The 24,824-nt window shown below is 40.9% G+C and carries 21 protein-coding genes and 1 pseudogene; 13 read left to right on the forward strand and 9 right to left on the reverse strand.

Annotated elements, in window-relative coordinates:
* Positions 1 to 99: 99 nt before the first annotated feature.
* The 9 genes from NQ117_RS12125 to NQ117_RS12165 all read left to right on the forward strand — a co-directional run bounded on the left by NQ117_RS12125 (position 100) and on the right by NQ117_RS12165 (position 8,632).
* A complete protein-coding gene (locus NQ117_RS12125) occupies positions 100 to 1,515 on the forward strand; it encodes an ABC transporter substrate-binding protein (RefSeq protein WP_258278304.1) in 1,416 nt (471 codons plus the stop codon).
* 13 nt (positions 1,516 to 1,528) lie between these two features.
* On the forward strand, positions 1,529 to 2,422 hold the full coding sequence (locus tag NQ117_RS12130; RefSeq protein ID WP_258278305.1) for a carbohydrate ABC transporter permease: 894 nt from the start codon (positions 1,529 to 1,531) through the stop codon (positions 2,420 to 2,422).
* 55 nt (positions 2,423 to 2,477) lie between these two features.
* A complete protein-coding gene (locus tag NQ117_RS12135) occupies positions 2,478 to 3,311 on the forward strand; it encodes a carbohydrate ABC transporter permease (protein ID WP_258278690.1) in 834 nt (277 codons plus the stop codon).
* A 21-nt stretch (positions 3,312 to 3,332) separates the two neighbouring features.
* On the forward strand, positions 3,333 to 4,472 hold the full coding sequence (locus tag NQ117_RS12140; protein ID WP_258278306.1) for an efflux RND transporter periplasmic adaptor subunit: 1,140 nt from the start codon (positions 3,333 to 3,335) through the stop codon (positions 4,470 to 4,472).
* A 115-nt stretch (positions 4,473 to 4,587) separates the two neighbouring features.
* On the forward strand, positions 4,588 to 5,400 hold the full coding sequence (locus NQ117_RS12145) for a MerR family transcriptional regulator (protein ID WP_258278307.1): 813 nt from the start codon (positions 4,588 to 4,590) through the stop codon (positions 5,398 to 5,400).
* A gap of 134 nt (positions 5,401 to 5,534) precedes the next feature.
* A complete protein-coding gene (locus tag NQ117_RS12150) occupies positions 5,535 to 6,326 on the forward strand; it encodes a CPBP family intramembrane glutamic endopeptidase (protein ID WP_258278691.1) in 792 nt (263 codons plus the stop codon).
* Between the two features lie 109 nt (positions 6,327 to 6,435).
* Positions 6,436 to 7,617, forward strand: a complete 1,182-nt coding sequence (locus tag NQ117_RS12155; protein WP_258278308.1) for a serine hydrolase domain-containing protein — start codon at positions 6,436 to 6,438, stop codon at positions 7,615 to 7,617.
* A 32-nt stretch (positions 7,618 to 7,649) separates the two neighbouring features.
* Positions 7,650 to 8,189: a LytTR family DNA-binding domain-containing protein gene (locus NQ117_RS12160; RefSeq protein ID WP_258278309.1), complete on the forward strand. Its 540-nt coding sequence runs from the start codon at positions 7,650 to 7,652 to the stop codon at positions 8,187 to 8,189.
* An 11-nt stretch (positions 8,190 to 8,200) separates the two neighbouring features.
* A complete protein-coding gene (locus NQ117_RS12165; protein ID WP_258278310.1) occupies positions 8,201 to 8,632 on the forward strand; it encodes a hypothetical protein in 432 nt (143 codons plus the stop codon).
* A gap of 70 nt (positions 8,633 to 8,702) precedes the next feature.
* On the opposite strand, the gene NQ117_RS12170 is transcribed toward NQ117_RS12165, so the two are convergent.
* The 4 genes from NQ117_RS12170 to NQ117_RS12185 form a co-directional block, all read right to left on the reverse strand.
* Positions 8,703 to 9,872 carry a DUF418 domain-containing protein gene (locus NQ117_RS12170; protein WP_258278311.1) on the reverse strand — a complete coding sequence of 390 codons (1,170 nt, stop codon included), beginning with the start codon at positions 9,870 to 9,872 and terminating at the stop codon, positions 8,703 to 8,705.
* 198 nt (positions 9,873 to 10,070) lie between these two features.
* Complete coding sequence (locus tag NQ117_RS12175) at positions 10,071 to 12,422, reverse strand: M13-type metalloendopeptidase (RefSeq protein WP_258278312.1); 2,352 nt, start codon at positions 12,420 to 12,422, stop codon at positions 10,071 to 10,073.
* A gap of 703 nt (positions 12,423 to 13,125) precedes the next feature.
* Positions 13,126 to 14,142 carry an agmatine deiminase family protein gene (locus tag NQ117_RS12180; protein ID WP_258278692.1) on the reverse strand — a complete coding sequence of 339 codons (1,017 nt, stop codon included), beginning with the start codon at positions 14,140 to 14,142 and terminating at the stop codon, positions 13,126 to 13,128.
* A 200-nt stretch (positions 14,143 to 14,342) separates the two neighbouring features.
* Positions 14,343 to 15,176: a MerR family transcriptional regulator gene (locus NQ117_RS12185; protein WP_258278313.1), complete on the reverse strand. Its 834-nt coding sequence runs from the start codon at positions 15,174 to 15,176 to the stop codon at positions 14,343 to 14,345.
* Between the two features lie 504 nt (positions 15,177 to 15,680).
* Between NQ117_RS12185 and catA the strand changes: the two genes are divergently transcribed.
* A complete protein-coding gene (gene catA / locus NQ117_RS12190; RefSeq protein WP_258278314.1) occupies positions 15,681 to 16,352 on the forward strand; it encodes a type A chloramphenicol O-acetyltransferase in 672 nt (223 codons plus the stop codon).
* A 121-nt stretch (positions 16,353 to 16,473) separates the two neighbouring features.
* Here catA and NQ117_RS12195 read toward each other — a convergent pair whose 3' ends face one another.
* Both NQ117_RS12195 and NQ117_RS12200 read right to left on the reverse strand, forming a co-directional pair.
* Positions 16,474 to 16,905: a hypothetical protein gene (locus tag NQ117_RS12195; RefSeq protein WP_258278315.1), complete on the reverse strand. Its 432-nt coding sequence runs from the start codon at positions 16,903 to 16,905 to the stop codon at positions 16,474 to 16,476.
* Positions 16,906 to 17,081: 176 nt separating this feature from the next.
* Positions 17,082 to 17,633, reverse strand: coding sequence for a dihydrofolate reductase family protein (locus tag NQ117_RS12200; RefSeq protein ID WP_258278316.1), 552 nt, complete (start codon positions 17,631 to 17,633; stop codon positions 17,082 to 17,084).
* A 185-nt stretch (positions 17,634 to 17,818) separates the two neighbouring features.
* Between NQ117_RS12200 and NQ117_RS12205 the strand changes: the two genes are divergently transcribed.
* Positions 17,819 to 19,375, forward strand: a complete 1,557-nt coding sequence (locus NQ117_RS12205) for an SAM-dependent methyltransferase (protein ID WP_258278317.1) — start codon at positions 17,819 to 17,821, stop codon at positions 19,373 to 19,375.
* Positions 19,376 to 19,502: 127 nt separating this feature from the next.
* On the opposite strand, the pseudogene NQ117_RS12210 reads toward NQ117_RS12205, so the two are convergent.
* Positions 19,503 to 19,946, reverse strand: a pseudogene (locus NQ117_RS12210) (spr1629 family repressor/antitoxin); the annotation flags it as partial.
* A 349-nt stretch (positions 19,947 to 20,295) separates the two neighbouring features.
* Between NQ117_RS12210 and NQ117_RS12215 the strand changes: the two are divergent.
* Positions 20,296 to 21,045 carry a hypothetical protein gene (locus NQ117_RS12215; protein WP_258278318.1) on the forward strand — a complete coding sequence of 250 codons (750 nt, stop codon included), beginning with the start codon at positions 20,296 to 20,298 and terminating at the stop codon, positions 21,043 to 21,045.
* 127 nt (positions 21,046 to 21,172) lie between these two features.
* On the opposite strand, the gene NQ117_RS12220 is transcribed toward NQ117_RS12215, so the two are convergent.
* Positions 21,173 to 22,183, reverse strand: a complete 1,011-nt coding sequence (locus NQ117_RS12220; RefSeq protein ID WP_258278319.1) for a hypothetical protein — start codon at positions 22,181 to 22,183, stop codon at positions 21,173 to 21,175.
* A 238-nt stretch (positions 22,184 to 22,421) separates the two neighbouring features.
* On the opposite strand from NQ117_RS12220, the gene NQ117_RS12225 reads away from it, so the two are divergent.
* Positions 22,422 to 23,501 (forward strand): ankyrin repeat domain-containing protein, encoded by a 1,080-nt coding sequence (locus tag NQ117_RS12225; protein ID WP_258278320.1) that lies wholly within the window; start codon positions 22,422 to 22,424, stop codon positions 23,499 to 23,501.
* 121 nt (positions 23,502 to 23,622) lie between these two features.
* Here NQ117_RS12225 and NQ117_RS12230 read toward each other — a convergent pair whose 3' ends face one another.
* Positions 23,623 to 24,564 (reverse strand): hypothetical protein, encoded by a 942-nt coding sequence (locus NQ117_RS12230; RefSeq protein ID WP_258278321.1) that lies wholly within the window; start codon positions 24,562 to 24,564, stop codon positions 23,623 to 23,625.
* Positions 24,565 to 24,824 lie beyond the last annotated feature (260 nt).

Raw genomic sequence — 24,824 nt, forward strand, 5'->3', positions numbered from 1 at the left:
CAATACAACTCTATCTAATTCCTCATATATCTCCACATTATACTGATGGTGTATCGCTACGGGATAATCGCGGAGAGAAAGATTATGGGAGGAAAAACAATGAGAAATACTATGTTAATTCTGTTTGCGTTTATGATGGTCATCGTTTCTGCTTGCAGCAATGCGGGGAGAGCACAGACATCAAACGAAGGGCTGAAAATAAACAACGAGCAGGTGAAGAACGGGACAGGTACTACATCTAAGGGAGAAACGTCTGGAGCGAAAAACAGCAAGGAGAAGAAAACCATTGTATTTTCGACCTATTTTTATAGTGATTTCTTTTCAGAAGCTAAGAAAAGATATGAAGCCAAGCATCCTAACATCACCATCGAACTTCAATATATCGACAAAAAGGATAACGAGCTTACAGAGGCTGATTATGAAAAGTTTGAAAAGAAAACAAACGCGGCCATGTTGTCCGGTAAGGGGCCCGATCTCATTCAGATGGACCAATTGCCATCAGGCGATTATGTTAAAAAAAATCTGCTGGCCAACATAGGGGATATGATCGATAAGGACCCTACTTTTAAGAAAGAGCAATATTTCAGTAACGTACTGGATGGGATTAAGGTAAACGGAGGCATTTACGGGATGCCGATGGGCTTTTTTATTTATGGTCTTATAGGGAATGAAACCGTAATTGAGAAAAGCGGAGTAAAGATCGATGATAGCCACTGGACTTGGAAACAGTTTACCGAAAAAGCCAAGGAAATCGCCAACAAAGCAGGCGGCAACCATTTTGCATTAGGAGGAATGGCGCCTGAACATATGATAGGAAACCTAGTTACTGATCAGTATGCGACGTTTGTAGATTTGGAGAGCAGGAAAGCAAATTTTGATTCTGCTGTCTTTATCGAACTACTTAAGGAAGTAAAGTTCATGTTTGATGAGAAGATGATACGTGAAGATTATGAAGGCGGAATTTTTTATAATGCTGTTATTAACTCACCCGAATATTATATTCGTGAAGTAAGGAGCAGTGAATATTTCAGTGACCCTTACAAGAAGAAGTCAAAGCTGTACTCCAAACCGAATGCAAGCGGGCAGCAGGAAGGTGGATTTTTCAGAACATACCGAACGATTGGCATCAATGAGCGGTCTGCTGTAAAAGGCGAAGCATGGGACTTCATAAAATTTATGCTATCTGATGAGATGCAGGATCATGCAGGCAGCTCAGGTATCTCCTTACATAAAGCCTCATACAAAAAGGTTGCTCAAGATGTATTAAAAAAGGGAACCGTAATGTCCGATCAACCTGTTGGGCCTTTAAAAGGCAAGGAGTTCAAAGTTACTCAAAAGGATATCGACGATCTGGAGAAGTTTATTACCCGCTTGAAATATCCAGTTCAGTTCAAGCCCTCGAAAATCGAAGAGATTCTATTGGAAGAATCCAAAGCCTATTTTACTGGACAGAAATCACCTGAAGCAGTAGCTAAGCTGATTCAGAATAGAGTGACGACTGTGTTGAATGAGTAGGAGTGGTATGAACATGACCGACAAGCGTTATGGGGATAAGCTGATCAGGCTGCTGCGAAAGGAATGGGCTGTGGCAGCCCTCTTTCTAGCACCAAGCCTGATTGGCTTTGCTTTGTTTTATCTTATTCCGTTTGCCATGGGAGTTCTTTATTCGTTCCAGGATCATACGGTAGACGGCTCATTTGTCGGGCTGGACAATTACATGGCAGTGCAGGCTAGCGATTCTTTTCATAAGGCGGCATCTAATACCTTACTGTTTACCAGTGTGAGCGTTCCTCTCATTATAGCTTTGTCTTTGCTATTTGCGCAGGTGCTGAATCAAAAGTTGTTTATTCGGAATTGGCTGCAGACCGCTTTTGTATTGCCACTTGTAGTACCCGTAGCTTCCGTTGTGATGTTGTGGCAAATCTTATTTGATTGGAATGGTACATTAAATGTATGGCTCCAGAATTTCAATGTGGAGCGGATCGATTGGATGAAATCAGAGTGGTCAATTGTTGTGATAACCATGATGTATATATGGAAAAACATCGGCTACAATATTATTTTATTTTTGGCCGGTCTACAAAGTATTCCGAAGGACTACTATGAAACGGCAGATATCGAAGGGGCGGGTAAGTTTCGCAAATGGTTTCATATTACGCTTGTTTATTTAACTCCGACGATGTTTTTTGTCATCCTGATATCTATTATTAATTCGTTCAAAGTGTTCCGTGAAACGTATATGATCGCTGGCGAATACCCGCATGATCGTATTTATATGCTGCAGCATTACATGAACAATATGTTTATGGCGCTCGATGTTCAGAAGCTGACAGCAGCTGCAGTCTTAATGGTAGGCTGTATTCTTATTTTTGTGACCACCATGCTTGCTATCGAACGTCGCTTTCGGAATTTCATGGAATAAGGTAAGGACGGTGAGGAAATTGGCTGTATTCCGTAAGCTTGCACTGACACTGATTATGGGAGGGCTAGCTGGGGTGATGCTATTCCCCGTAGTATTCATATTTACCAACTCCTTTATGACGGAAGCTGAGATTAACTATAACTATCATCTCATTGGCCAAATGGTCGATGTCACTGCAGGGGTGAAGGAGCGCTTTATCAATTTGAAGCTGATTCCCGACTGGGTGTCATTCAGTAGATATATGGAGGTACTGTTTCATAAGCCTGTATTTCTCCAAATGTTTTGGAATTCTGTGTTTATGGTCGTACCGATTATTGTAGGGCAAGTGCTGGTCGCGTCTTTGGCTGCATATGCGTTTGCCAAGCTTCGATTTTGGGGGCGGGACAAACTATTTTTCCTTTATGTAATGACCATGCTTATGCCGTTTCAAGTTACATTGGTGCCCAATTATATTATCGTAGATAAGCTGGGGCTTATGAACACAACTTCCGCCATCATACTACCTGGGATATTCAGCGCCTTTGGCGTCTTTATGCTCAGACAGTTCATGCTGCATATTCCGAACTCATATATTGAAGCGGCCAAAATAGATGGGGCCGGACAACTGAGAATTTTTCTCCAAATTGTAATCCCGCTTGTTCAACCGGGAGTTGCAGCGCTTATCGTATTACTATTTGTTGATAATTGGAATATGGTCGAACAGCCGCTTATATTTCTGGAGGATGCATTCAAGCAGCCATTATCTTTGTATTTGTCGAGCATTATCGAAGGGGCAAGGGGCGTTGCTTTTGCTGCGTCCGCTTTGTATATGACTCCGATGGTGCTGTTGTTTTTATATGCGGAATCCTATTTTGTTGAAGGTATTCAATTATCGGGAATTAAAGGATAGTCAATTACGGGGGGAATATTAATGGAGATTCAACCTGCCGAACAAGCGTTAATCAGTCGCAAACGGACAATTCGGATCCTTTTTGGTTTGTTTATCGGACTGTTGATCGGATTTACCCTGTTCAGTAATACGCTGAAATCATTAACTTTACCCAAAGTGGCATTAATAACAGTGGAGCAGGGAGAGCTTGTTCACACCTTTAAAGGCGGGGGAACTGTGAAATGGCGTATGGAATCGGCCTTATCGGGCGCTGCGGGAGGGAAAGTCAAACAGGTCAACGTCAAAGTAGGGGACCTTGTCAAGAAAGGACAGGCGCTGGTCGTATACGATACGAAGGATATTGAAAATCAGATACTGGATGAGAAGGCCGCCCTTGATAAGTTAACTATTTCTACTAAAGAACTGGAGAATCGTTATATTGAGGCTTATCGTAATGGAGACGAGATGAGCATTGAAGGTGCTAGAAACGATTTAGCGGTCAGCTCAATTGATAAGGATGTTCTGCAGCGTAAAATTCAAAAACTACAGGAGGATTTGTCGGTAAATGGTACACTGACAGCGCCTTTTAGTGGAATCGTAACAAAAGTGGGAGCAGTGGAGGGAGTTGATTCAACTGGAGAAGCACCTGAAATCGTCATTGCGAACCAGAGTCTGGGCTTTGATTTCGAGTTTCTTGTACCTGCTGATGCTATTGGCCTTCTAGAAAAAGGAGCTAAGCTAGATGTTCAATTGAGCGGTAGCAATGCTAGGCAAATTGAGGGCCGTATTGAGGAAATTCAGGATGCAGAGCCCCTCACCCAACCAGGCGAAGGTGCCATTCAAATGAAGTACACGGCAATGAAGCGTCTGATCGTTGTCGTTCAGGACGCTGCTTTGCAGGGAGGAGAGCGGGCTGATGTCGAGCTAACTAAAACGACGAAAGATGTCATTTTGGTAGACAATAAAGCCATTCACAATGAGGGAGACAAAACGTACATATTTGGCATGGAGGAAAGAACCGGTCCTCTTGGCAACGCTTTTTACGTTCGCAAACAATACATCACGATCATTGATTCGAATGAAACGCAATCAGCTGTAACTGAGGGCATCTTCAGTCAGCAACAAATTATACTCGAGAGCAGCGATCCATTGCAGGAGGGAGATAAGATTCGAGTTCATTAGTGTTGTCTTATAAAAAGCGTAGTGAAAATGATCTTACTTATAGGCTGTTACGGTTCCATACGGAGAAGGGAGACGGTCCTTTCCTTTACATACTATATCGGGAGGCCAACTTAAAATGGGAAAAAACTATACATACAGGACAAGCCAATTATCAGAGATTCTTGGAGTTTCTAGAGATGCCCTGAGGTATTATGAGGAACAAGGAATCGTAAATCCGAAACAAAATGAAGCAAATCTTTATAGGCAGTATGATTACTATGACATCTATACGCTGATGGTGGCGGACTTTTATAAGAAGAGAAATTTGTCTGTGAAGGAGATCAAAAGTCTACAGGTAGGAAGCGAAATAGATGAGCTGAAAGTATTGTTAGAGAATAAGGCTTACCAACTAGAAGAAACGATACGGATGCAGCAATATATGCTTCAAAAAATAAATGAAACGATACAATTTTGCAAGGAAGTAAAAAATCATCTAAATCAATACTCCATCAGGGCCCTTCCTACGTACGAAGTAATTGGGGAGATTTCTGATTTTGATGCCTTTCGGGAGTACCCGGTTATTTTAGAACATATGGATTCGATGAAGGAAGATATTTTAAGTAAAATCATGAGAACATTTACTTTTGATGAAACTGGGTTTTTGGATACGAAGATGTATATTGTTGAAAAGCTTGAAACGCAGCAAAAAGAACAAGATAGATACTACTTAGAGCATTCTACATGTATATACTCGATTGTTGAGGATGGAAGGTCTCAAAATGGAGATGAGGATATTAGGAATAAAGTGTTTGAAAATACGTTAGGATGGGGGAGGGAGCGGGGGCTTACACCGAAAGGGGTTGCTTATGCTAATACGCGCCTTATTACTTACTTTGATAATAAGGAGCGCGTATTTTTAGAAATATATATTCCAGTTGAGGAAGCATAGAATACTTTCATAGATGTGTTGACCTGGGGGTTACACCATAGTTTATATTTTAAAGCCAATGGAGCATGCGCACATGATTCCGTTGGTTTTTCATTTTAAAAAACAACTCATAGGTGGCGATCTCATTGAATCGAATGGTAAAAAAATATATTTTATGGACCTACGGCATATTCTATGCTTTTCTTCTTCTAATAGGAATGAGCATGTTTGTATTAAAGTCTCAACCAGCAGCGGAGGTATTGAAAGTACTCTCAGCATGGACAGCTACCTTTGTTTTCATTGTAATGTTTCGTAATATATATCCTCAAGGTGACTTGAGGGAATTTATAAAGAGTCAATTTCGCACAAGGATAAACCTGTCCACGATAGTGTGTATCATTCTGCTACAAATCTTTATTTTAGTAGGAAGTCTTCTCGCTATTCAGGCAGTATGGAATGTGCCCATACACGAACAATTAGCTACCTCATGGACAACACTGCTAATCCTATTTGGTTATAACCTTATTCTTGGGCCACTAGGAGAAGAGCTGGGGTGGAGCGGATATGTATTAAATGAGCTGCAAAAAAGCTTCTGCCCTTTAAAATCTGCGATAATCGTTGGCGTAACTTGGGGATTTTGGCATGCACCGTTATGGTTGATGTCAGAATATTCAGGCATGCAGTTGGTGCTATATATGGTTTTCTTTATGATTGCTATCATCTCGATACAAATTATAATGACCGTATTTTATAACTTAAATCATAATCTTGTAATTCCTATTTTGGTTCATCAACTTTTTAATTATTTTATGGCAGTTCAAACGGGAGATCGACTACAAATTTTACTCGTTACGGCTTTATTTTATTTTGTAGTGGCAGTAGGTCTTGTTTTCGCAACTCGAAATAAACTGCTTAAGGTTGAGAAACAGCAGCTGTTAGACCACTAGAAAGTCATCTTAATCCTTAATTTTGACCGCTTAGATCGAAAGTGTTTCTACAATATAGACCACCGAGTACAGTAAGGTATGAAAATACACGAATGGAAAGGTGGTCCATATGAAAATAGCAATTTATGTGCTGATCGGTTTCATTGTTATTGTTGCAGCTGGATGCAGCGTGCTGATTATGTTGAATAGGCCAATACCGAAAGAAGAGGTTACTAAAAAAATTGAAAATCATTTATCCGGTATTGTAGAAAAAAATGATTCTTTATCCAGTGCGTTACTGACCATTTATTCTAAACAAACAGGCTATTTTGAACAATTTGCGGTTGGTACTAAAAATCATTCCTCCGATGAACCAGCTCACGTCGATAGTCAATATCACGCTGCGAGCATTGGTAAAACGATGTGTGCTGTCATTTTTGGCATGCTAGTTGAGGAAGGAAAAATAAGCTATGACGATAAAGTTGCCTCTTGGCTGGATGACAGTGTCCTTAATGGCTTATTTGTTGTAGACGGAATAGACTATGCTGACCAAGTTACGATAAGACAATTACTCAGTCATACGTCAGGGGTGGGCGATTATTTTGAAGGCCCTGTAAATAGCGGACAGCCTTTACTACAACAAATTTCATCTAACCCTGAACTTTCATTTACTCCAGAAACATTAATTGCATTCACCAGAGATAATCAGGAAGCTGTTGGCAAGCCGGGACAACAATTTTATTATTCGGATACGGGTTATATATTACTTGGACTTATGTTGGAACAAATCGAGAAACAACCGTATGCTGCTATTTTGGAAGAGAAAATATTTAAGCCCTTGGGCATGGAACATAGTTATTTGATGTTCTATCAGAATAAGCCAGCTGACATACTGGGACTTTATATAAATGGTGTTGATATTATTGATAAACAGGCATTATCCGTTGATTGGGCAGGTGGCGGTGTTGTTACTACTATGGATGACCTATTAACGTTCATGATAGCTCTAGAGGATGGCACGCTGGTATCTGATGAAGTTTATAAGCAAATGACAGATTTCGTTCACCACTATGATAAAGGCATTTATTATGGAATGGGCATGATGTACTTTGATTTTAGTGAACTATCATTTTTGCTAGGCTCCTTGTCCGATGTTTATGGTGGTGTGGGCGTTACAGGGACATATGTATTAGTTGATAAGGAAAAGGAAACTTTCTTTATTGCTAACTTTGGATCAGATGATTATACGGAAAAAGGAATAGAAGAGCTGGTAAAAATAAGGATGATCTATGATAGGATGATAGTTGAATAAATAATTCGTAAGTTGTCATTAGGAGACATACAATGGTTCAATTATTGTGTTCCAGTAAAGTTTGTGAAAAATTGAAACAAGAACTATCCAAATATCAAATTGAAGTCAAGCAAGATAGTGACTTGGTCCTTGTTGAAAAAGGATTTGAGCTGCCAAGTGAAAAGATTTGTATTGTATTTGATGCTATTGAGTATATGGATGTGGTTAAGCTATTGGTCTCTGGTGTTCGAGAAGAGATGCATATGATGCATAGGCTTACAGGTTTGAGTGAAAATAAATTTGCAGTGATTGAACCACGGAATGTTATATATGTAGAAGCGGGTCCTGATGGGATTATGGCCTATACCAAGTCTAATAGGTACAGTATTAAAGAAACGTTGCAATATTATGAGAACATGTGGGGAGTAAAAGGATTTATACGAATAAATAAGTCACAACTTGTTAACTTGCTGCATGTAAAAGAAATTATCCCTTGGTTCAACTCTAGATACGTACTAAGAATGGATAATGGCAAGGAACTAGAAGTGTCAAAGATGTTCTCAAAAAAGCTTAGAAACACACTCAAATTATAGGAGCTCAGTTTATGGAGAATATCCACTTAATAAATGTGGTGAAGTCATTTTTTCTTGGTCTGTTTATCGGTGTTATATTGCAGTTTACCGGGCAATCAGATGTATCCTTATCGAATGCCATATTGGTTGTTTTAGCGAGTGGAAGCATTGGCTTTATCGTTGGCTTACTAACAGAATGGCTAACTTCTATACTACCTATAAGTATGGCAAAAGCTCGAACCTACTTCTTTATAAATAACTTGATTGCCTTAGTAGTCACTACATTGATAATGATATGTTCCATGATGATTACAAATATGAGCATGGGAAAAGCAAAAGAGTCGATTTGGATACTATGGATAGTGCTAGGTGTTATATGTATTGCGAATCTATTTGATTATCTCATGTATCGACGAGCTCAACGTAAACTGCAAACCTTTAAGGCGCTGATGAAGGATAAATAAAATAGCGAATGGATTCTAATATCATTTAGGGCGACCGAGTACAAATGGGAGTACTCGGTCGCCCTTTATCTTATTTCTTTTTATATACCAATCTCCTCATTAGTACTTCCAATGGTCCAGTCCTATTCCTCTTTTCCAGTATTGTGGCTAACACAACAGAGAGAACCCAAATCCCTACTGCAATAATCGCAGCTATACCGTTGCCCACCTGTCCTCCTAAATTAAGCGCCACTGGCGATAAGAAGAGCACAAGCAATGCCTCGTTCAAAACATAAAAGGTTAAGGAGCGTTTGCCTAAAGCCATTAAAGAAGAAGTAATGCGTCCAGGCTCTTTTATTTTTGCGCCAATAATGCCAAATAGCGTCGCGTACGCTAATCCTCCAGCGATTCCTGTAATGATGTGTATTCCATTAGTGAGTCCGGCTGTAAAATAACTAGGGTTCCACACGTTTCCTATCAAAGATAATGGAATTGCTCCTAGCAAAGAGACTATCAATCCGGTAATCGTTATGAGATACATGCTTTTTAAACGTGGCTCGGGTTTAGATAATAGCTGATATCTGGCGATCCAAATGCCGATTAGTACGGAAGGAAGAACCGGGAATAAAACATGAATGAAAATAGGGATGATAGGAACGGAAATCAATTTGATTAAAATAGTATTCAGGTAAGTATCTGTGGCAGAAACTCCTGGAGCGAGACCATAGCTACCAGTGGCTTGCATCAAAAAACTCCACACTAGAGGGGTAAGAATGACGTACAATACAGTGATCAGTACAAAAGTTCGTATTAGTGTTTTATTTGTACGTGTTAAGACCCAACTAACTAGCAGCCCGGTGATACCGTAAGCGATAAGAATATCTTGGCCCCCGATTACTGCGATTAAAATAATCCCAAATAGTATCAAATACCACGATCGGCGCCGTATCGTCTTTACGGCTTCTTTCTCACTAGTTCCTTTAGAGAGTTGGCTTTTAAATGCAAGAACTAAACCATACCCGAATAAGACGGCAAACATGGCTCTTGCTCGATTATCAATGATGAACTGGCCAAAAAAGTTAACTGCCTGATCTAAGAACGTAATACCTTCTACCCTGTGCATGATCCCAGGATCAGAGGCGTACAAATAGAGCGGTGCATGTGCGAGAGCAATTAACAGCAGCATCGTACCGCGTGCTAGATCCAATGAAACGGCACGCTTTTTACCTTCGGTTGTACTTTTGCTTAATGAAACGGACACGCTAATCTCCTCCACTCAATCATAAAACTGATCATTTATTTAAAAAGTTGATTAATCGATTAAATCATAGTGGAGATTCAGCAATTTGTCAATTAGATAAAGAACCAAGGAAATAAAAAAGCCACTCCGTAATTGGAGTGGCTTTTGCCTGCATATACAGATGTAACAGCTATTGGAATGATCTTCACCCGTTGTATGCTACCAGATCGAAACGCGATCCTTTGGAGCCACATACATGCCATCATCAGGCTTAATTCCATACGTATCGTAAAACTCCTGGAAGTTAACAACCGTGCGGTTCACCCGAACTTTATTGGCTGAATGGGTATCATTTTTACTTAGCAGCGCTGCGAATTCTTTTGTCGTGGTGGATTTCCACAACTTCGCGTTGCTTTCGAAGAACGCTTTATAATCCGGCTTGCTCATTTCGGATACTACTTGCAGGGCAGCGGCCATACCGCCCAAATCAGCGACATTTTCGCTTAGTGTAAGCAGACCGTCGTTCAGTACACCTGGAACAATCTCAATTCCGTTATAGAACTCGATTAGTTCCTGGTTTTTCTGTTTGAATTTCTTAAAGTCCTCGTCTGTCCACCAATTCTTTGCATTTCCCATTTCGTCGTAGGCTGATCCCTTGTTATCGAATGCATGGCTAATTTCATGACCGATGACCATACCGATGGCTCCAAGGTTTGCTTCAGGCTTCGCCTTCGTGTCGTAGAAAGGCGCTTGAAGAATACCAGTAGGGAACGTAATTTCGTTATTTAGCGGATTGTAGAATGCATTTACGGTGTACACGCTAGTTAACCATTTCGCTCTATCAACTGGTTTACCCAGCAGTGCCTTCTGATCATCGCTGTATGCTTTGGTTACTGCGAAGGAATTAGAGAACAAAGAACCGCCTTCACCGTATGTCTTGATCGTTACTTTGTCTAAGGTGTTATCCCACTTGTCTGGATATCCGATCTTCACCATCATCGTATCGAGCTTTTTAATTGCTTTTGTTTTTGTCGTTTCGGACATCCAGTCAAGTGCTTTGATTCGTTTCTCATACGTAGCGATTAATTGATCAACCATTTGTTCAACATCTTTTTTAGCTTCCGGTGAAAAATGCTTCTCGATAAACATTTGCTCCAAGTATCCGCTCATCGTGGATGTAGTAATTGCGACTGCGATTTCCTTGTCTGTTTTTTCTCCCGTAACGCCATATATTGTTGCAAATTCATTTGCAGCGTCCCTGAACCCATCGGACAACAAACTGCCTGTTGCCGAGAGCAAATGTACTTTGGAGTAAGCCTTTAGCGCTTCAAGATTCGCTTCTGTTAATAACTCTGCACCTTTTTGAGCAAGCTTCACGTCAAATACGATTACTTTATCAGCACTGTCGACCTTCATTGATTTCAGAGCTTGCTTGATATCGACTTCTTTATGCATATCATCGAATTTCTCGATGGTATATGGATTGTAGTATTTATTGACGTCGCCTTTCTCATGAGGATTAAGTGACACAGAAGCTAAGCTCTTCTCCATCTCATAAACCTTCTCGGCACGGGCTTGCGCAGCAGCTTCTTTCTCGCCCGTCAGCATGAGCATTTTGGTCATATGTTGAATATGAGCCTTTTTCACTTTCGCATCTTCGTTTACAAAGCTGTTTTTGTCCAGACCAGTGCTTAGTCCAGTGAAGTACAAAGCGTTTTCACTGCTGTTCTTGGCATCGCTCATAATTCCAAATTGGAATAACGTGCTTATACCTAATTCTTTCTCCAAGGTAAGATCGGCTTGGACAAGCTCGTCGAGCGATTTTGCCTCATCGATAGCCTTTACATATTTTTGAATGGGTTCGATTCCTTGTTTATTTCTATTTTCGGTATCTAACGCAGTCGCGTAGAAATCGGCAAGCTTCTGTTCTTTTGTTCCTTTTGTGAATGGCTTACCTGATAGATCATCTATTATTTTTGTTATTTTATCATCGTTTTGTTTCTGCAGTTCGGAGAATCCACCACCCATAATTTCTCCTGCTGGGATGGTTGATTTATTTAACCACTGCTTATTGATTGCTTCATAGAAATCATCATTTACATGTGATCCTTCAAGTGCCCACACTCTGTTGATAATCGTTTGGAACTCTGCGAGTGTAATCGTGTCGTTTACGCCTAATGTGCCATCAGGCTTGCCTGTTAGTACGCCTGCTTCTGCAAGTTTATCGATATCTTTCTTAGCCCAAGCTGGCACATCTGTAAACTTAGCGCCAAATGTCCCTATACGCAGATCATTTCCTACAGGTTTCGGCAATTCGCCGAATGCTCTGCTTAACATAACGAGAGCTTCTACCTTCTTAACCGGCTCATTTTCTCTTAAATTTCCGTCTCCATTGCCATGAATAACGGCTTTGTTATTACTTCCTGATTGGTAAGCGTCAGCTGCTGCCGACAAAGTAGTAACGATCTCTCCTCTTGTCGCTGGCTTCGGCTTGTCAGCTGCATACACAGATACACTAAATGAGAGGGCCATGGTCATGGCCATGAGTAAGGATACTAACTTCTTTTTCATCGTTGGGCTCCTTCAGGGTGTAATTTATGTATAAATAATGGTGTATAAACAGGAATTTTTCCCATTTATCTCCTTCGATTATAGCTGATATTGTCCAAATTGAAAATGTTGTAAGTAGCTTCGGTGGTGCTCTAACGTTTGCCACGGACGTTATTTTTACGCAATCGTCCATATTTAACTTTTAACGTTTGCCAGAGCGCTTATTTTAGCCATTATGGTGAAATTTATTGCTTATACGTTCAAATAGGCTCCCTGACAACCGTTACATCTTAAAATAAGCAAATATAAGCTAAATAGCCTCTGTGGCACCCGTTAATGCAATTTAGTCTGCCAAATGGCGTTGATGGTTAACTAATTTCGGTAGGGGAAAATCACCACAAGTGGTACCCTCTGTTTACTTTAGAGTAAAGATCATACAGCCAAGATAATGATTCGGTGATTTGATCTAGGAAGTGTTCTAAATATACGGCAAATAAACTGGCGTGATAACAAATACCCTATAGGTAGACTTTTTAGCACGCCTACCCTATAGGGTACATTTTTGATGGATGCGGTTATGCCTTTATATATGGATGTACGGATGTAAAATAAGGACTATTGGAACGATCTCTAGCGGCTTTTATGTTACCAGATCGAAATGCGATCCTTTGGAGCTACGTACATGCCATCACCAGGCTTAATTCCATACGTACAGTAACACGATTTACTTTAAATCGATGGGCTGCTGTTGTGTAACACAATGAATCATGCCACCGTCTTTATAAAGCTCGCGTACATCAATGCCAACTACTTCACGGTCAGGGTACAATTTTTGAATCATATCGTTTGCTACCTTGTCATTAGGATCATTATAATTCGGAACAATTACAACGTTATTCCCAATATAATAATTAATATAGGAACCTTTGTACCCAAGCTTCTTCCCACTGTCTAGAACGACATTTTTCTTAGTAAGTGGTAATTGCACGTACTGATACGGCTTATTGGATACGTTTTTAGCATTCATTAGGGTCTTAATATCTTTTTTGGAGACACCCCATTCTTCTAAATCGTCCCCGTTCATCGTTACAATGGTGGACTTGTCATGGAATTTAGCGAATCCATCGATATGGAAGTCTGTAATATCCAGACCTGGCACACCATCTAACCACACAAAATTAGTAGCGCCAAGATATTCAGTGATATATTCCTCTATTTCCGCCTCTGAAAATTTTGCATTTCGATTTTTATTCGTAACTGCACTGCGTGTTGATAAAAAGGTGCCATTACCATCTAATTCGAATGCTCCACCTTCGAGTACAATTTCATTGAGATCAATGTTCTCTATGCCCGTCTGCTTGCTAAGCTTTTTAGCGATGGCTGCATCTTTTTTATACGGTGTTTTCTTACCCCAACCATTAAATCCCCAGTCCATCATTTTCAGGTTGTTATCTTTATCGTACACAAAAATAGGTGCAGTATCTCTAGCCCATACATCGTCGGTAGGCACAATATAGAAGTCGATTTTGTCCATATTTACGCCCTCATCATACAGAAGATCATAAATATATTCTTTTTCGTATTTGTCATAGGCGATAATATGAACATTTTCCCCTTCACTTAGTGCATGGGTCATTTCGACCCAAATATCCTCAAGATTCTCTTTATGGCCTTTGCCATAGGTGTAGTTATGGGGCCATTGTAACCATGTCCCTTCGTGCTTGCTACTTTCATCAGGCATCGTGTATTTGCCTACACTTTGTGCCTTGGCGCTGTGACTCTCAGCAGGTGAACTGTGAAAGCACCCAACTAGAACTCCTGCCGTTACTAATATTCCTGAACACAATACCATTACCTTATTCATCTCATAATCTCCTTTGTAGGCGGATATCGTTCTCTTGGATGTAGAATAAGCTTTGACATTGTGTTAAGGTCAAGCGATTATTTCTTTGCTGCTTTAGCGACGGGGAAAAAGACTTGTGTTACATACTCTTCTACAGGACAGTCACATTCAGGTCCTTTCAAATAAGTTTCATAAGGCGGACTAACCAAGTGGTAACCGTTGCCCTCTGTCCATTCTTCAAGTGCGATATGGGCGTATCCGATATTGTCATAACTTCCGATATGCAGCGTAGTAGCAACGTACGCTTCAGGCCATTTTTTTAATGTCCAATCTTTCAATAAGGAACCGTCATTGTCTTTGACATGTGCGACCGGGATAATTAATTCAACATCACTATGATCAGGAATAAACTCTTCATCAAAAAAGATGGCGGACGGAGCACTAAGCAACTGAATATGTTCCTTTTCCGCTTTTTCGTATAAAGCATCTACATACTTGTCCATGTCCTTTATGTTTGCCTGCAGTCTTTGGCTCAAGACAATTATCTCGTTTCTCATACCGAGCCATATATCATAAGGTCTTCTTTCCCCTCGAATAATATCCGTGTTTGTTTCCATCATTTCTTGCATTTCTGAAATGATCTGTCGATAGCGATTCATTTCGTCGGATAGTTCATTCACTTTAGCTACCATCAATTCAGGGAAGAAGGTCTTGTCTGAGGTCTGAAGAATCGATTTGATCTCTGGCAGGGAGAACTTATATTCTTTTAATTTCTTGATACGTAATGCTGTCTCCAGTTGATCTTTTTCATAATATCTGTACCCATTGGTTGTATCTACGTGAACGGGTTTTAAGAGATCTTCCTTGTCATAGTGGCGCAACATGCGTGCACTCATTTTGCAAAGCTGCGAAAATCTGCTGATCGTGTACATATATATCATCCTTGTTTTTTAAAATAACCTAATTATATTTATGGAGCGTCCTACTTGTAATAAGTTCATAATAAGCCTAATGTTGATCGTAGTTGTTTCAATTTATTATGGTTTACGTCTTGGTACGGTTTATTAATTTATTCTGTAAATGATGTTTAGCTCTAACGGTTGCCACTAACGTTATTTCAACAAAACATCGCATAATAATAGGTTAACGGTCCTAGGAGCGCTTAATGTAACAAAAACCGCAAATTTCATAGCCTTATCTAGCAAATAAGCTCTCTGGCATCCTTTACGTTTCAAATTGAGCATTTGTAAGCGGATAGCCTCTGTGACAACCGTTAATGCAACTCAATCTGCCGAAAGTGCTGTATAAGTATTGGTTAGACATAATGTAATTATAGGGCATTAAAAATAATATCGGGAATGTGATGAGGATATGGTTAAAGCGGTGGATCAAGCCTCCTAAATCAGAAAGCATATTGATTTTAGGAGGATATAAAAATGATATTTAAACCGTTGAACATGGATGAGTGGAGCCGAAAGCCCTATTTTGAACACTATTTTCACAATGTCAGATGTACGTTTAGTGTGACAGCCAACCTTGATATTAGCGGCTTGTATGCAGAAGTTAAAAATAAAGGGATTAAGCTGTACCCAGCATTAATCTATATGATAACGACTGCAGTAAACAGCCATCGTGAATTTCGTACCTGTTTTGATGTCGAAGGTCAATTAGGATATTGGGATAGCTTGTCTCCAAGCTTTACGATTTTTCATGATGATGACAAGACTTTTTCAACGATTTGGACTGCCTGGAGTGAAGACTTCGGTGAGTTCTATCAAGGTTATCTGGATGATGTAAAAAAGTACGGAAGTCATAAGGGGTTAGCTGCTAAGCCTGATGAGCCGCCCAATGCGTTCCCCATTTCGAGCATTCCATGGGTTCACTTTACGGGCTTTAACCTAAACATTTATACAGATGGCAGTTATCTTCAGCCTATATTTACGATGGGTAAATATGATAAGCAAGACGAAAAGGTACTGTTACCTCTGTCGGTGCAGCTTCATCATGCTGTGTGTGACGGCTATCATGCGGGCATTTTGTTCAATGAGATGCAGCTGTTGGCAGATGACTGCAGGAACTGGGTGCCAACCGATAGACTGTCACAGTAAGCCTGTTGTTCATACTTTAACGGAAATACGGCTGCTTAGGGTAAGCAGCCGTATTAATGATCTTACTGGCAGTGCCAAGTATGAACTCCATTAGAATTCAAATTTTCCTTTACAAATATTGCTACCTCGCATTGTCATAAGAACGATTGTGGTTATAATAAACCGCCTCAAACACCGCGAATACGCCGACGACCAGAGCAACAAAAATGACTGCGGCTGTGCCGATGGCTGTTAGGAAGGAACTGCTTAGCCCTAGTAAGATGATGCTTTTGAAGAGCCAAAGGAAATCGATTACGGATAAAGTAAGCACGGCTTTAGGAGAAACGGTTTTTCTGCTCGCTATTATAAATGTAAAAGCTACGACAAGAAGTAGGTAAGCGCCAGCCCCCATGAGAGCCGCCTGATTATCTAGACCGGTCAGTTTGCCCACGAACCCGGGAAATAAAAGGAGCAGTAGAGCAGTCCCCCCGGAAGAAACACCATTCACCATTAAAACTTTTCTAATCCATGATTCTCCTATCAGTTGTCTTGCTTGGTTTTGTTGTTGTGTCATTTTAAGCACTCTCCTCATTGGAATTGAACTTCATGAGCTCAATGTAGCCGAAGGGAGACTGCCATCACCATACAAAGTACTGCTTTAAGGTGCCAATTTCACTGAAATAAGCAAAAAATAACTGAAAGTGTAGGCGGATATCCTCATATCCTCCATGCAATTGAGCCAATCGTAAATTATGGATATATGACATTGTAGGTTGGTTTAATGACTCCGTTCTCGTAACGCTTCATATCGATAAGTTCTAGTTTAAGTTGAGGTTTTACATCACCGAATAGTGGCACGCCCGATCCAACAAGAATCGGATTTACTTTCAACACGAGTTGGTCAATCAGCTTTCGCTTGATGAGTGTACCTGCCAATTGTCCACCACCACAAAGCCACAATTTCCCGGGTGATTCTTGTTTAAGCTTCTCGACGTAATCACCTGCATCTCCTTTGACCAGTTCTACTTCAGAGTTAGATTCGAACTGCATGCTATTGGAAAAAATATAATGTTTCATTCCATCATAACCGGGCTCACCGGGCTTTTTCCCGAATTGGAAACCGAACTCATAAGTTTTCCCGCCCATTAACACCGCATCGTAATGTTGAATGTCCGATAAGAAATCTGGAACATGCTCACCATCAAATAAAAACAGTGTACGATCAAGCTGACTATCTACCATTGGCTGATCGGCAATGAAATGATCGATTGAAACGGAAACATGATAAACCAATGAAGCCATAAAAAATCCCCCTATTCCTAATATGGTTGTAGGACGCTTCTTGGTAAGTAGTTAAATGGATATGTTTCCCTACTGGGTTCCATTATAAAGGTTAAACGATATGACGTCATTTTGTATCCTTATAAGCATGAAGTGTTATACTGACTAGAAGCACATTACATAACGATAGAGTAGGAATGGATTACATGACAAATAATAAACAACAACGTTACCGTTACAGCGAAGCACCTATTTGGGATCTACAGCGAACATATTATGAAGAACTAGGAATGAAGGCTTGGAATAATGACCAAGTTCCTCAATATATAACGAGTAATCCGATGATCGGTACTTCTTATGCAGAAATGATTTTTGGGTTTCTTCAAGATCGGGCTAGTAAAGGATACGATTCAGAGCCTGTACTGATTGTGGAGCTTGGAGCAGGAGCGGGACGTCTTGCTTACCATGTGCTGGATCAGTTGTGTCAGTTGAGGGATTATGCGGGAATTACATTACCACCGTTCCAGTATATTATGACGGATTTGGCGATGAATAATGTACTAGCTTGGAAGGAGCATCCTGCTCTTCAATCTTTTATTGCCGAAGGATTGCTCGATGTTGCACGATTTGATGCTCTTCATGATACTGAGTTAAATCTTGTTGTATCTGACAGAACGATTCGTACGGGTGAATTACAACAACCTTTACTTATCGTTGCCAACTACTTTTTCGATGGTATTCCACAAGAGTTACTTTATATTAGTGAGGGTCACATCTACGAGGCCGATGTGATTATTGACTGGCCTGAACATAAGGATTCACTTAAGCCATCCGAAGTATTTAATCAAATGTCTTTAAAGTATGAGCATCGACGTGCACCGGAGTATGAACAAGAAACGTATCCTTATCGTGATGTCATCGCCATTTATCAGGAACAATTAGAGGATTCGCATATTTTATTTCCTGTAGCTGGATTGACTTGTTTGGATCGTTTGAATCAGTTGTCTCAAGCGGGATTTGTATTAATAACGGCAGATAAAGGCGACCATTTACTGGATAATTGGAAATTCTCAGATCCACCAGAGTTGATTTTTCACGGGAGTTTTTCTTTAACAACAAATTACCATGCGCTGCAGTATTTTTTTGAACAGCAAGGAGCCTTGTCGTTATTTCCACCACATCATTATAGAAACATAAATGTAGGTTGTATTTTCCATGTGAATACACCGACGGGCTATACTAATACTCGGTTAGCATACCGTAGATTTATTGAGCGCTTTGGCCCAGATGATTTCTTTAGTATGAAAGAATGGGTCGATCGCAATATAGCTAGTATGGAACTACAGCCTATATTAAGCTTCTGGCGTCTGGGTGGATATGATGCGGAATTTTTCATTCAGAGCGCAAGGCAGATTTCTAGTCTGCTGTCGGATGCAAACGATGAAGAAATGCAGGATTTGTTAAGAGGCATTCAGCTGATGTGGTCTTCGTACTATGTGATGGAACAGCGTTATGATTTAGCACTTGATGCGGGATTAATCTTGTTCGAAATGGGACTATACGAAGAATCCAAGGGCTTCCTAGAATTATCGGTGGATGCAGACGAAGAGGAAATCGTATCAACCGTATATTATTGTCTAGCCATTTGTTGTTTCGAGTTAGGGCTGGAGGAAGATGCGTTGGAATACACACGTAAGTTAGTAGAGCTTGAGCCTGATAATGAAGAGGCGATTGAATTGCTGCAAAAGTTTGAAAATAATTAGCTTTCGTATGTTTTGTCTGTAAATAACAGAAAGAGGTCACTTTCTTAAGAAAGTTGACCTCTTTTTACATATTTAAAGTTGCCAGTATAATAACGAAACTCACGTTAAACCGACTGATAAGTAGCACTTACATATTATCACTAGGTATACGCTCTGGAATTTTAGTGACATTATCGATGCCAAAGTCCAAGGCCCTTGTCATATACTTAGTAAAAAAGTCAGGATCAATTCCTGTCATATGGTGAAAGAAGGATACCTCCGCCTTCCAGTCGCTTTCAATCATATCACCTATGTCCACAAGCCCCTTTTTTGAAATGAAATCAATAATGGTTTTGATTTTCATTGGCTTCTGTATCGGAATAACATCATCGAGCGGCTCCATTTTCAAATAATCTTTTCGGTGTAAGGCCGCGTAGAAATTCCGGTGATCTTTTGGGCTTATCATTCCAAGATGAGCTGCTCGATATCCCAATACTTGCAGCGAGGTTTTCCATTTCTTTTTCAAATCCAAATAATCATCTGGATTCGTAATATAGGAAATATCTTTTATATCAAGAGCGAACTCATCTTCAAATATCATTAACAATCATTTTATTGCGTTCAGCAATAAACTTGTATTGGTCCATATCAAACACTCCATTTCGATAGGATGAAGACAGTTTATATTTTAAAGGTGTGCGAAAATAATTTTTTTGATTTTATTAAAGTTTACATGCAAAAATTCACTGATTTTTATAGTTTCTCAGATTTCATAGGGTACTTAGTTGCATTATTCTCATTTTCATAAAGAGATATTCTTCATACCGTAGTATGATGCTGGTCCATTGAAATATTTAGTAAACTGGATGCATAGTAACTAGTAGCCTACGACTCAATATGAAGAGGAACATGCTTGTTTAAGAATAAGGGGGGGAGTAATTATGTATATAGTATCGCGACCTAAGCCTTTAGATGATGAAAAGATTCAAATGCTCGTAAATGAAAGGAGCGTTACCTTTCCGTCGAGCTACCTCCAAGCTTTGCGACAGCTTGGGGAAGGGACTTACAGAGGGTGGATGAATGTTCATTTACCTGATACGGAGGTGCTGAAGCCTTTTGCTGAGTACGATCTTTGGGAACATGATGAAGACAGCCCAATTACGCAGCAGCAGATTGCACAGTGCATCGCTATCGGTACAACGGTGGATGGTGATTTTTTGGCTGTACATCCAGAATCGGCGCAGTTACTTTGGCTGCCTCGCCATGATGAGCGAATAAAGAAGATTGTATTGCATGAGCGGGAGTTAAAAGGCGAAGGGGTTTACGCTGTCGCTCTGGATGAAATCTATCGTCAGGCTTATGGGAGTGACAAAGAGGGGGCTATTTATTATGAACCATGGTCCTCCTCTCGGAAGCATTTCTTTTTACGGTTGCCGCAAGAGCAGAATCCGCTTTCGTTGCAGGTACTATCTAGTATGTGCAGAGTGGAATTCCCCCCTGATCAATTTGAGGAAAACGAATATACTTGCCTCCTGTTCTACCAGCAGATGGGTGGCTACGTACGGTTTAATTATGCCTATGGGCAAGAGGTGGCACTTTTTTATGATCAGGATGCACAGCAGATGCTTACTGCTATGGAGCAGTGGTTGTTGTCCCAAGGGTGCGACAAATATACAGAGCATACATATTAATTCCGATTACCCCTGCATATGTACAACTTAAATTAGAACTTGCCTAGCTAATATGAAGGAGAGGTATCCATGGCAATCTAGCAGTACATATATCCATGAGTACCTCCCTTACTTTGATAGGGACTGCTTACCCCTTAGGCAGATCTTGCAGCACAGTCTCAAGAATCCAGCTAGTTCCTTCCTTAAGTTTACCATTTAACTGTCCCTGAATGTATGGAATCGCTGCTTTACCGAGACCAATCAACTGCTCATACACTTCGTAGTCAGTTTTACAGAAGTTGTAGGGGCTGCCCTTTCCAAATTCCCCTTCTTCAATGACAGCAACCCAATGTTGAACCTGTTCAGGGATAGGCTTCTGCTGCACTGCGCGCACAGCTTCTTGGAATGCATCATCCATTTCTTTTACATCAGGCATTGCCTTATACAGCTGTTCCTCGCTGACGCATTTTCGAATGAGCTGACTAGTTGTCAGGTAGTCGCCTCCGACCCCATCTGCTGCGGATACGTAGGCGATGAAGTCATCCGTTCGATGCAACAACCGTTCAAAATCTTGCTGCAAACGTTGGATGACCTCAATGGCAATCAAAAAAAGTTGAGAGTCAAAGAGAGTCTTCTCGAACAGATAAGGTTGGCTAATTTCAAGATGCTTGGGTTCCTCTACGCTGATGCACCAGAACATACTCATCCACTTTTCAAGACGCTCAGGCATGTTTTCATACATAAAAGAGTAGTCAGCTTCTGCATATTTAAACTCATAATAGAGCTGTTCGCGAGTTGGCTTCTTCCGACCATTTTGCTGCTGAAGGGACTGGTTAAAGGTCTGCTCCACACTTTGGTTCAGACTTTCTAGATTATTGATGTATATGACGTAGCCGCCATGATACGTATCCGTATAAATGGAAAAGGTATAGATGTCCTTATTGTTTCCCTCTGTAATGTAATCTTCCAACGCAGATGTACAGTATTCGTATAAAGCGTCTTCTATTTCTTTAGCGCTAACTACAATGCCTTCACTGGCAATGCTTGAGTCGATTTCAACGATAGTTTGATCGGGAGTGCAGCGCATATATTTTCCGAAGCCCTCCAAGTCTCGTCTCCCACTGATTAGCTTACCGATATGTACATCATAACCACTCATGCTGAAACCTCTCCCTTTTGTATTGAACTTTTATGCAGTATTCAACGCCTATGAAAGCAATCCTCCTCTATCAGATCTTAACCTTTTGGAAAATGGAATGAAACGGTAAACCGAGTCTAGAGCTGGCTGTAAGGATGTTGGACAGCTTGTTCACCTTGTAGGCCCTAAGCCTCGTGCTTTTTGATACGCAGTTTTCTATACTTTTCCTAATACTTCATAGAGCAGGAGTGGGTATTGGATGATTAAGCTGAAAGATATCGGGACGTTCGAGGAGCTGCCAGAAATGGCTGAGCACATCTGCAAAGGCAATATTCCGGAATTGCAGGCTGCTATTTCAGCAGGTTGGGATATCGAAGAAGGTATCGAACTTAGCGAGTATACTACGCTAAGTCCATTGGATTTGGCGCTAATATCGGAAAGACTGAACGTTGTAAAGCTGTTGGTTGAGCACGGTGTCAACTTAAGTGTCGATTTAAATCCAGCCTTTTTACGAGCAGTTCGCTATTGCAGCCAAGATATCATTCGTTATGTTGTAGAGCAAGGTGCCAAGCTGGATATGCTCAATCAGGTTGGGTCAGGCGCTTACTCACAGGCCTACTATGGAAAAAAGAAAAATATTCCGCTCATTCAGGAGCTTGGATTGGATATTAAGAAGCATGGTGGCTCTGTATTGCGCCAAGCTGTGTCTGATCATGACCTAAAGACCGTATCGTATTTGCTCGATCATGGGGTGGACATTAATTATAATGAACCGAATATGGTCTATCCTTATCGAGCGACCCCATTAACGGTTGCAGTGCGCATCGGCAATATAGCGATGGCAAAATATTTGATTGAACGCGGGGCAAATGTTACTTTAGCGGAAAAAGATGGCGAGCGCCCATACACCATCGCGGTCAGCAATAAAAATACGGCCTTGGCTGAATATTTAAAGTCGCTGGAGCCAGCAGAGCTGCATGAACTAGAGAACAAAAAGTATGCGCTGAAAGCTTATAAGCTGCCCAACGAATTGGTTCGCTTTCTTACGGGGGACAAGCTGCGCCTTGAGCTAGATCAAAATGAATATGAAATCAAATATATCGACTTTTTCACGTTGACTGACACGATTGAGTTGAAAGTTGGTCGTCAAAAACTGCTGCGTCTATCCGCTGATATCGATAATTACGGCAGTCTGCAGCTGGTTTGGAATCCGAAGAAAAAAGGTCTAATAGGCTGTTATGACGTGGAGCATGGAGAATATGCAGATTTGTGCAGCTTCGCTGCATTCTTGGAACAGCCCGAAGGGTATCTCATTAAATTTCTTGAGGGGGACCTCTAAATGAAGCCTCCAGAAAATTCTCAACCATTTTAACATAACGAACGAGCTATAAAATGAGAAGAAACGAATAAACAAGTGAAGTAACCCGTTAGCAGAAGCTAACGGGCTTTCTATTGTACACTTATACCCCTACAATATGAGTCCACGTACTAAACCCGGAAAGAGAGCTGACGAAAGAGTAATTGCCTGAACCATTGAGCAGCGCGGTTGCACCAGTTCCCATCGGTGCATTGTAGAAGAGTAAGGCACCATTAGGAGTTCCAACGATATGGGTCCAACTACTGAATCCGGAGAGTGAGCTGACGAAGGTGTACTTCCCGTTAGCATCAAGCAGTGCGGTTGCCCCAGCACCTGTATTTGCATTGTAGAAGAGAAGACCATCCCTGTTGGCTGAGGTTATATGCGTCCAAGTACTGAGTCCGGTAAGTGGGCCTACAAAGGTGTATTTGCCAGCAGCATCAAGCTTGGCGGTTGCGCCATTGCCAGTTGTAGCGTCATAAAAGAGGAGTCCTCCACTAGGAGTTCCAACGATATGGGTCCATCTTGAGAACCCGGAGAGCGAGCTGACGAAGGTGTAATTACCGTTGGCATCAAGCAGGGCGGTAGCCCCAGCGCCTGTGTTAGCATTGTAGAAGAGGAGGCCATTTTCATTGGCGGATACGATATGCGTCCAGCTTCCGAATCCAGTGAGAGCGCCTACGAAGGTATATTTGCCAGCGGAATCGAGTGTAGCAGTTGCACCATTACCAGTTGTAGCATCGTAGAAGAGTAGTCCACCGCTAGGTGCTCCGACAATATGGGTCCATCTTGAGAACCCGGAGAGCAAGCTGACGAAGGTGTACTTTCCTGCGGCATCCAATAATGCGGTTGCTCCTGTACCATTCATACCATTGTAAAAGAGCAGCGAGCCGGGAACGGTTCTAATGGACCCTTTTGCAGATTTAGACTTTGCTTTTGATTTTGAAGATATAGGGGGACTTGCATACCCTGTACTTTTATAGCTGCGAGATGTCGCTTTATTAGAACGTGATTGAACTGATTTCAGTTTCGGTTTGTTCTTCATCTGTCTCCTCCTAGTTAGCTGTGTAAGTAGGTTTTATTTCATTGCTCACATTAGTTTATGGGCAATGGTGTAATAGGCAACGCTTGGGATGAAAAATCCACGATGGCCCATCTTTTTTAGCAGCACTTTACTTTTCAATACCCTCATAGTAAGATGATGTCAGCAATTTTAGATTTCAATGAATCATTTTGATAACTATAAAGAGGTGCATTTTGTGAGTGCGGTAGGTTCTAAATAGGATAATTGAATGAAATAAATTC

This window comes from Paenibacillus sp. SC116 (assembly GCF_024733555.1).
GTDB lineage: Bacteria > Bacillota > Bacilli > Paenibacillales > Paenibacillaceae > Paenibacillus_B.

What these genes read in the sequence shown, in the direction of transcription:
- NQ117_RS12125 (WP_258278304.1), top strand. Translation starts at nt 100, where the DNA reads ATGAGAAATACTATGTTAATTCTGTTTGCGTTTATGATGGTCATCGTT.
- NQ117_RS12130 (WP_258278305.1), top strand. Translation starts at nt 1,529, where the DNA reads ATGACCGACAAGCGTTATGGGGATAAGCTGATCAGGCTGCTGCGAAAG.
- NQ117_RS12135 (WP_258278690.1), top strand. Translation starts at nt 2,478, where the DNA reads ATGGGAGGGCTAGCTGGGGTGATGCTATTCCCCGTAGTATTCATATTT.
- NQ117_RS12140 (WP_258278306.1), top strand. Translation starts at nt 3,333, where the DNA reads ATGGAGATTCAACCTGCCGAACAAGCGTTAATCAGTCGCAAACGGACA.
- NQ117_RS12145 (WP_258278307.1), top strand. Translation starts at nt 4,588, where the DNA reads ATGGGAAAAAACTATACATACAGGACAAGCCAATTATCAGAGATTCTT.
- NQ117_RS12150 (WP_258278691.1), top strand. Translation starts at nt 5,535, where the DNA reads ATGGTAAAAAAATATATTTTATGGACCTACGGCATATTCTATGCTTTT.
- NQ117_RS12155 (WP_258278308.1), top strand. Translation starts at nt 6,436, where the DNA reads ATGAAAATAGCAATTTATGTGCTGATCGGTTTCATTGTTATTGTTGCA.
- NQ117_RS12160 (WP_258278309.1), top strand. Translation starts at nt 7,650, where the DNA reads ATGGTTCAATTATTGTGTTCCAGTAAAGTTTGTGAAAAATTGAAACAA.
- NQ117_RS12165 (WP_258278310.1), top strand. Translation starts at nt 8,201, where the DNA reads ATGGAGAATATCCACTTAATAAATGTGGTGAAGTCATTTTTTCTTGGT.
- NQ117_RS12175 (WP_258278312.1), bottom strand. Translation starts at nt 12,422, where the DNA reads ATGAAAAAGAAGTTAGTATCCTTACTCATGGCCATGACCATGGCCCTC.
- NQ117_RS12180 (WP_258278692.1), bottom strand. Translation starts at nt 14,142, where the DNA reads ATGCCTGATGAAAGTAGCAAGCACGAAGGGACATGGTTACAATGGCCC.
- NQ117_RS12185 (WP_258278313.1), bottom strand. Translation starts at nt 15,176, where the DNA reads ATGTACACGATCAGCAGATTTTCGCAGCTTTGCAAAATGAGTGCACGC.
- catA (WP_258278314.1), top strand. Translation starts at nt 15,681, where the DNA reads ATGATATTTAAACCGTTGAACATGGATGAGTGGAGCCGAAAGCCCTAT.
- NQ117_RS12195 (WP_258278315.1), bottom strand. Translation starts at nt 16,905, where the DNA reads ATGACACAACAACAAAACCAAGCAAGACAACTGATAGGAGAATCATGG.
- NQ117_RS12200 (WP_258278316.1), bottom strand. Translation starts at nt 17,633, where the DNA reads ATGGCTTCATTGGTTTATCATGTTTCCGTTTCAATCGATCATTTCATT.
- NQ117_RS12205 (WP_258278317.1), top strand. Translation starts at nt 17,819, where the DNA reads ATGACAAATAATAAACAACAACGTTACCGTTACAGCGAAGCACCTATT.
- NQ117_RS12215 (WP_258278318.1), top strand. Translation starts at nt 20,296, where the DNA reads ATGTATATAGTATCGCGACCTAAGCCTTTAGATGATGAAAAGATTCAA.
- NQ117_RS12220 (WP_258278319.1), bottom strand. Translation starts at nt 22,183, where the DNA reads ATGAGTGGTTATGATGTACATATCGGTAAGCTAATCAGTGGGAGACGA.
- NQ117_RS12225 (WP_258278320.1), top strand. Translation starts at nt 22,422, where the DNA reads ATGATTAAGCTGAAAGATATCGGGACGTTCGAGGAGCTGCCAGAAATG.
- NQ117_RS12230 (WP_258278321.1), bottom strand. Translation starts at nt 24,564, where the DNA reads ATGAAGAACAAACCGAAACTGAAATCAGTTCAATCACGTTCTAATAAA.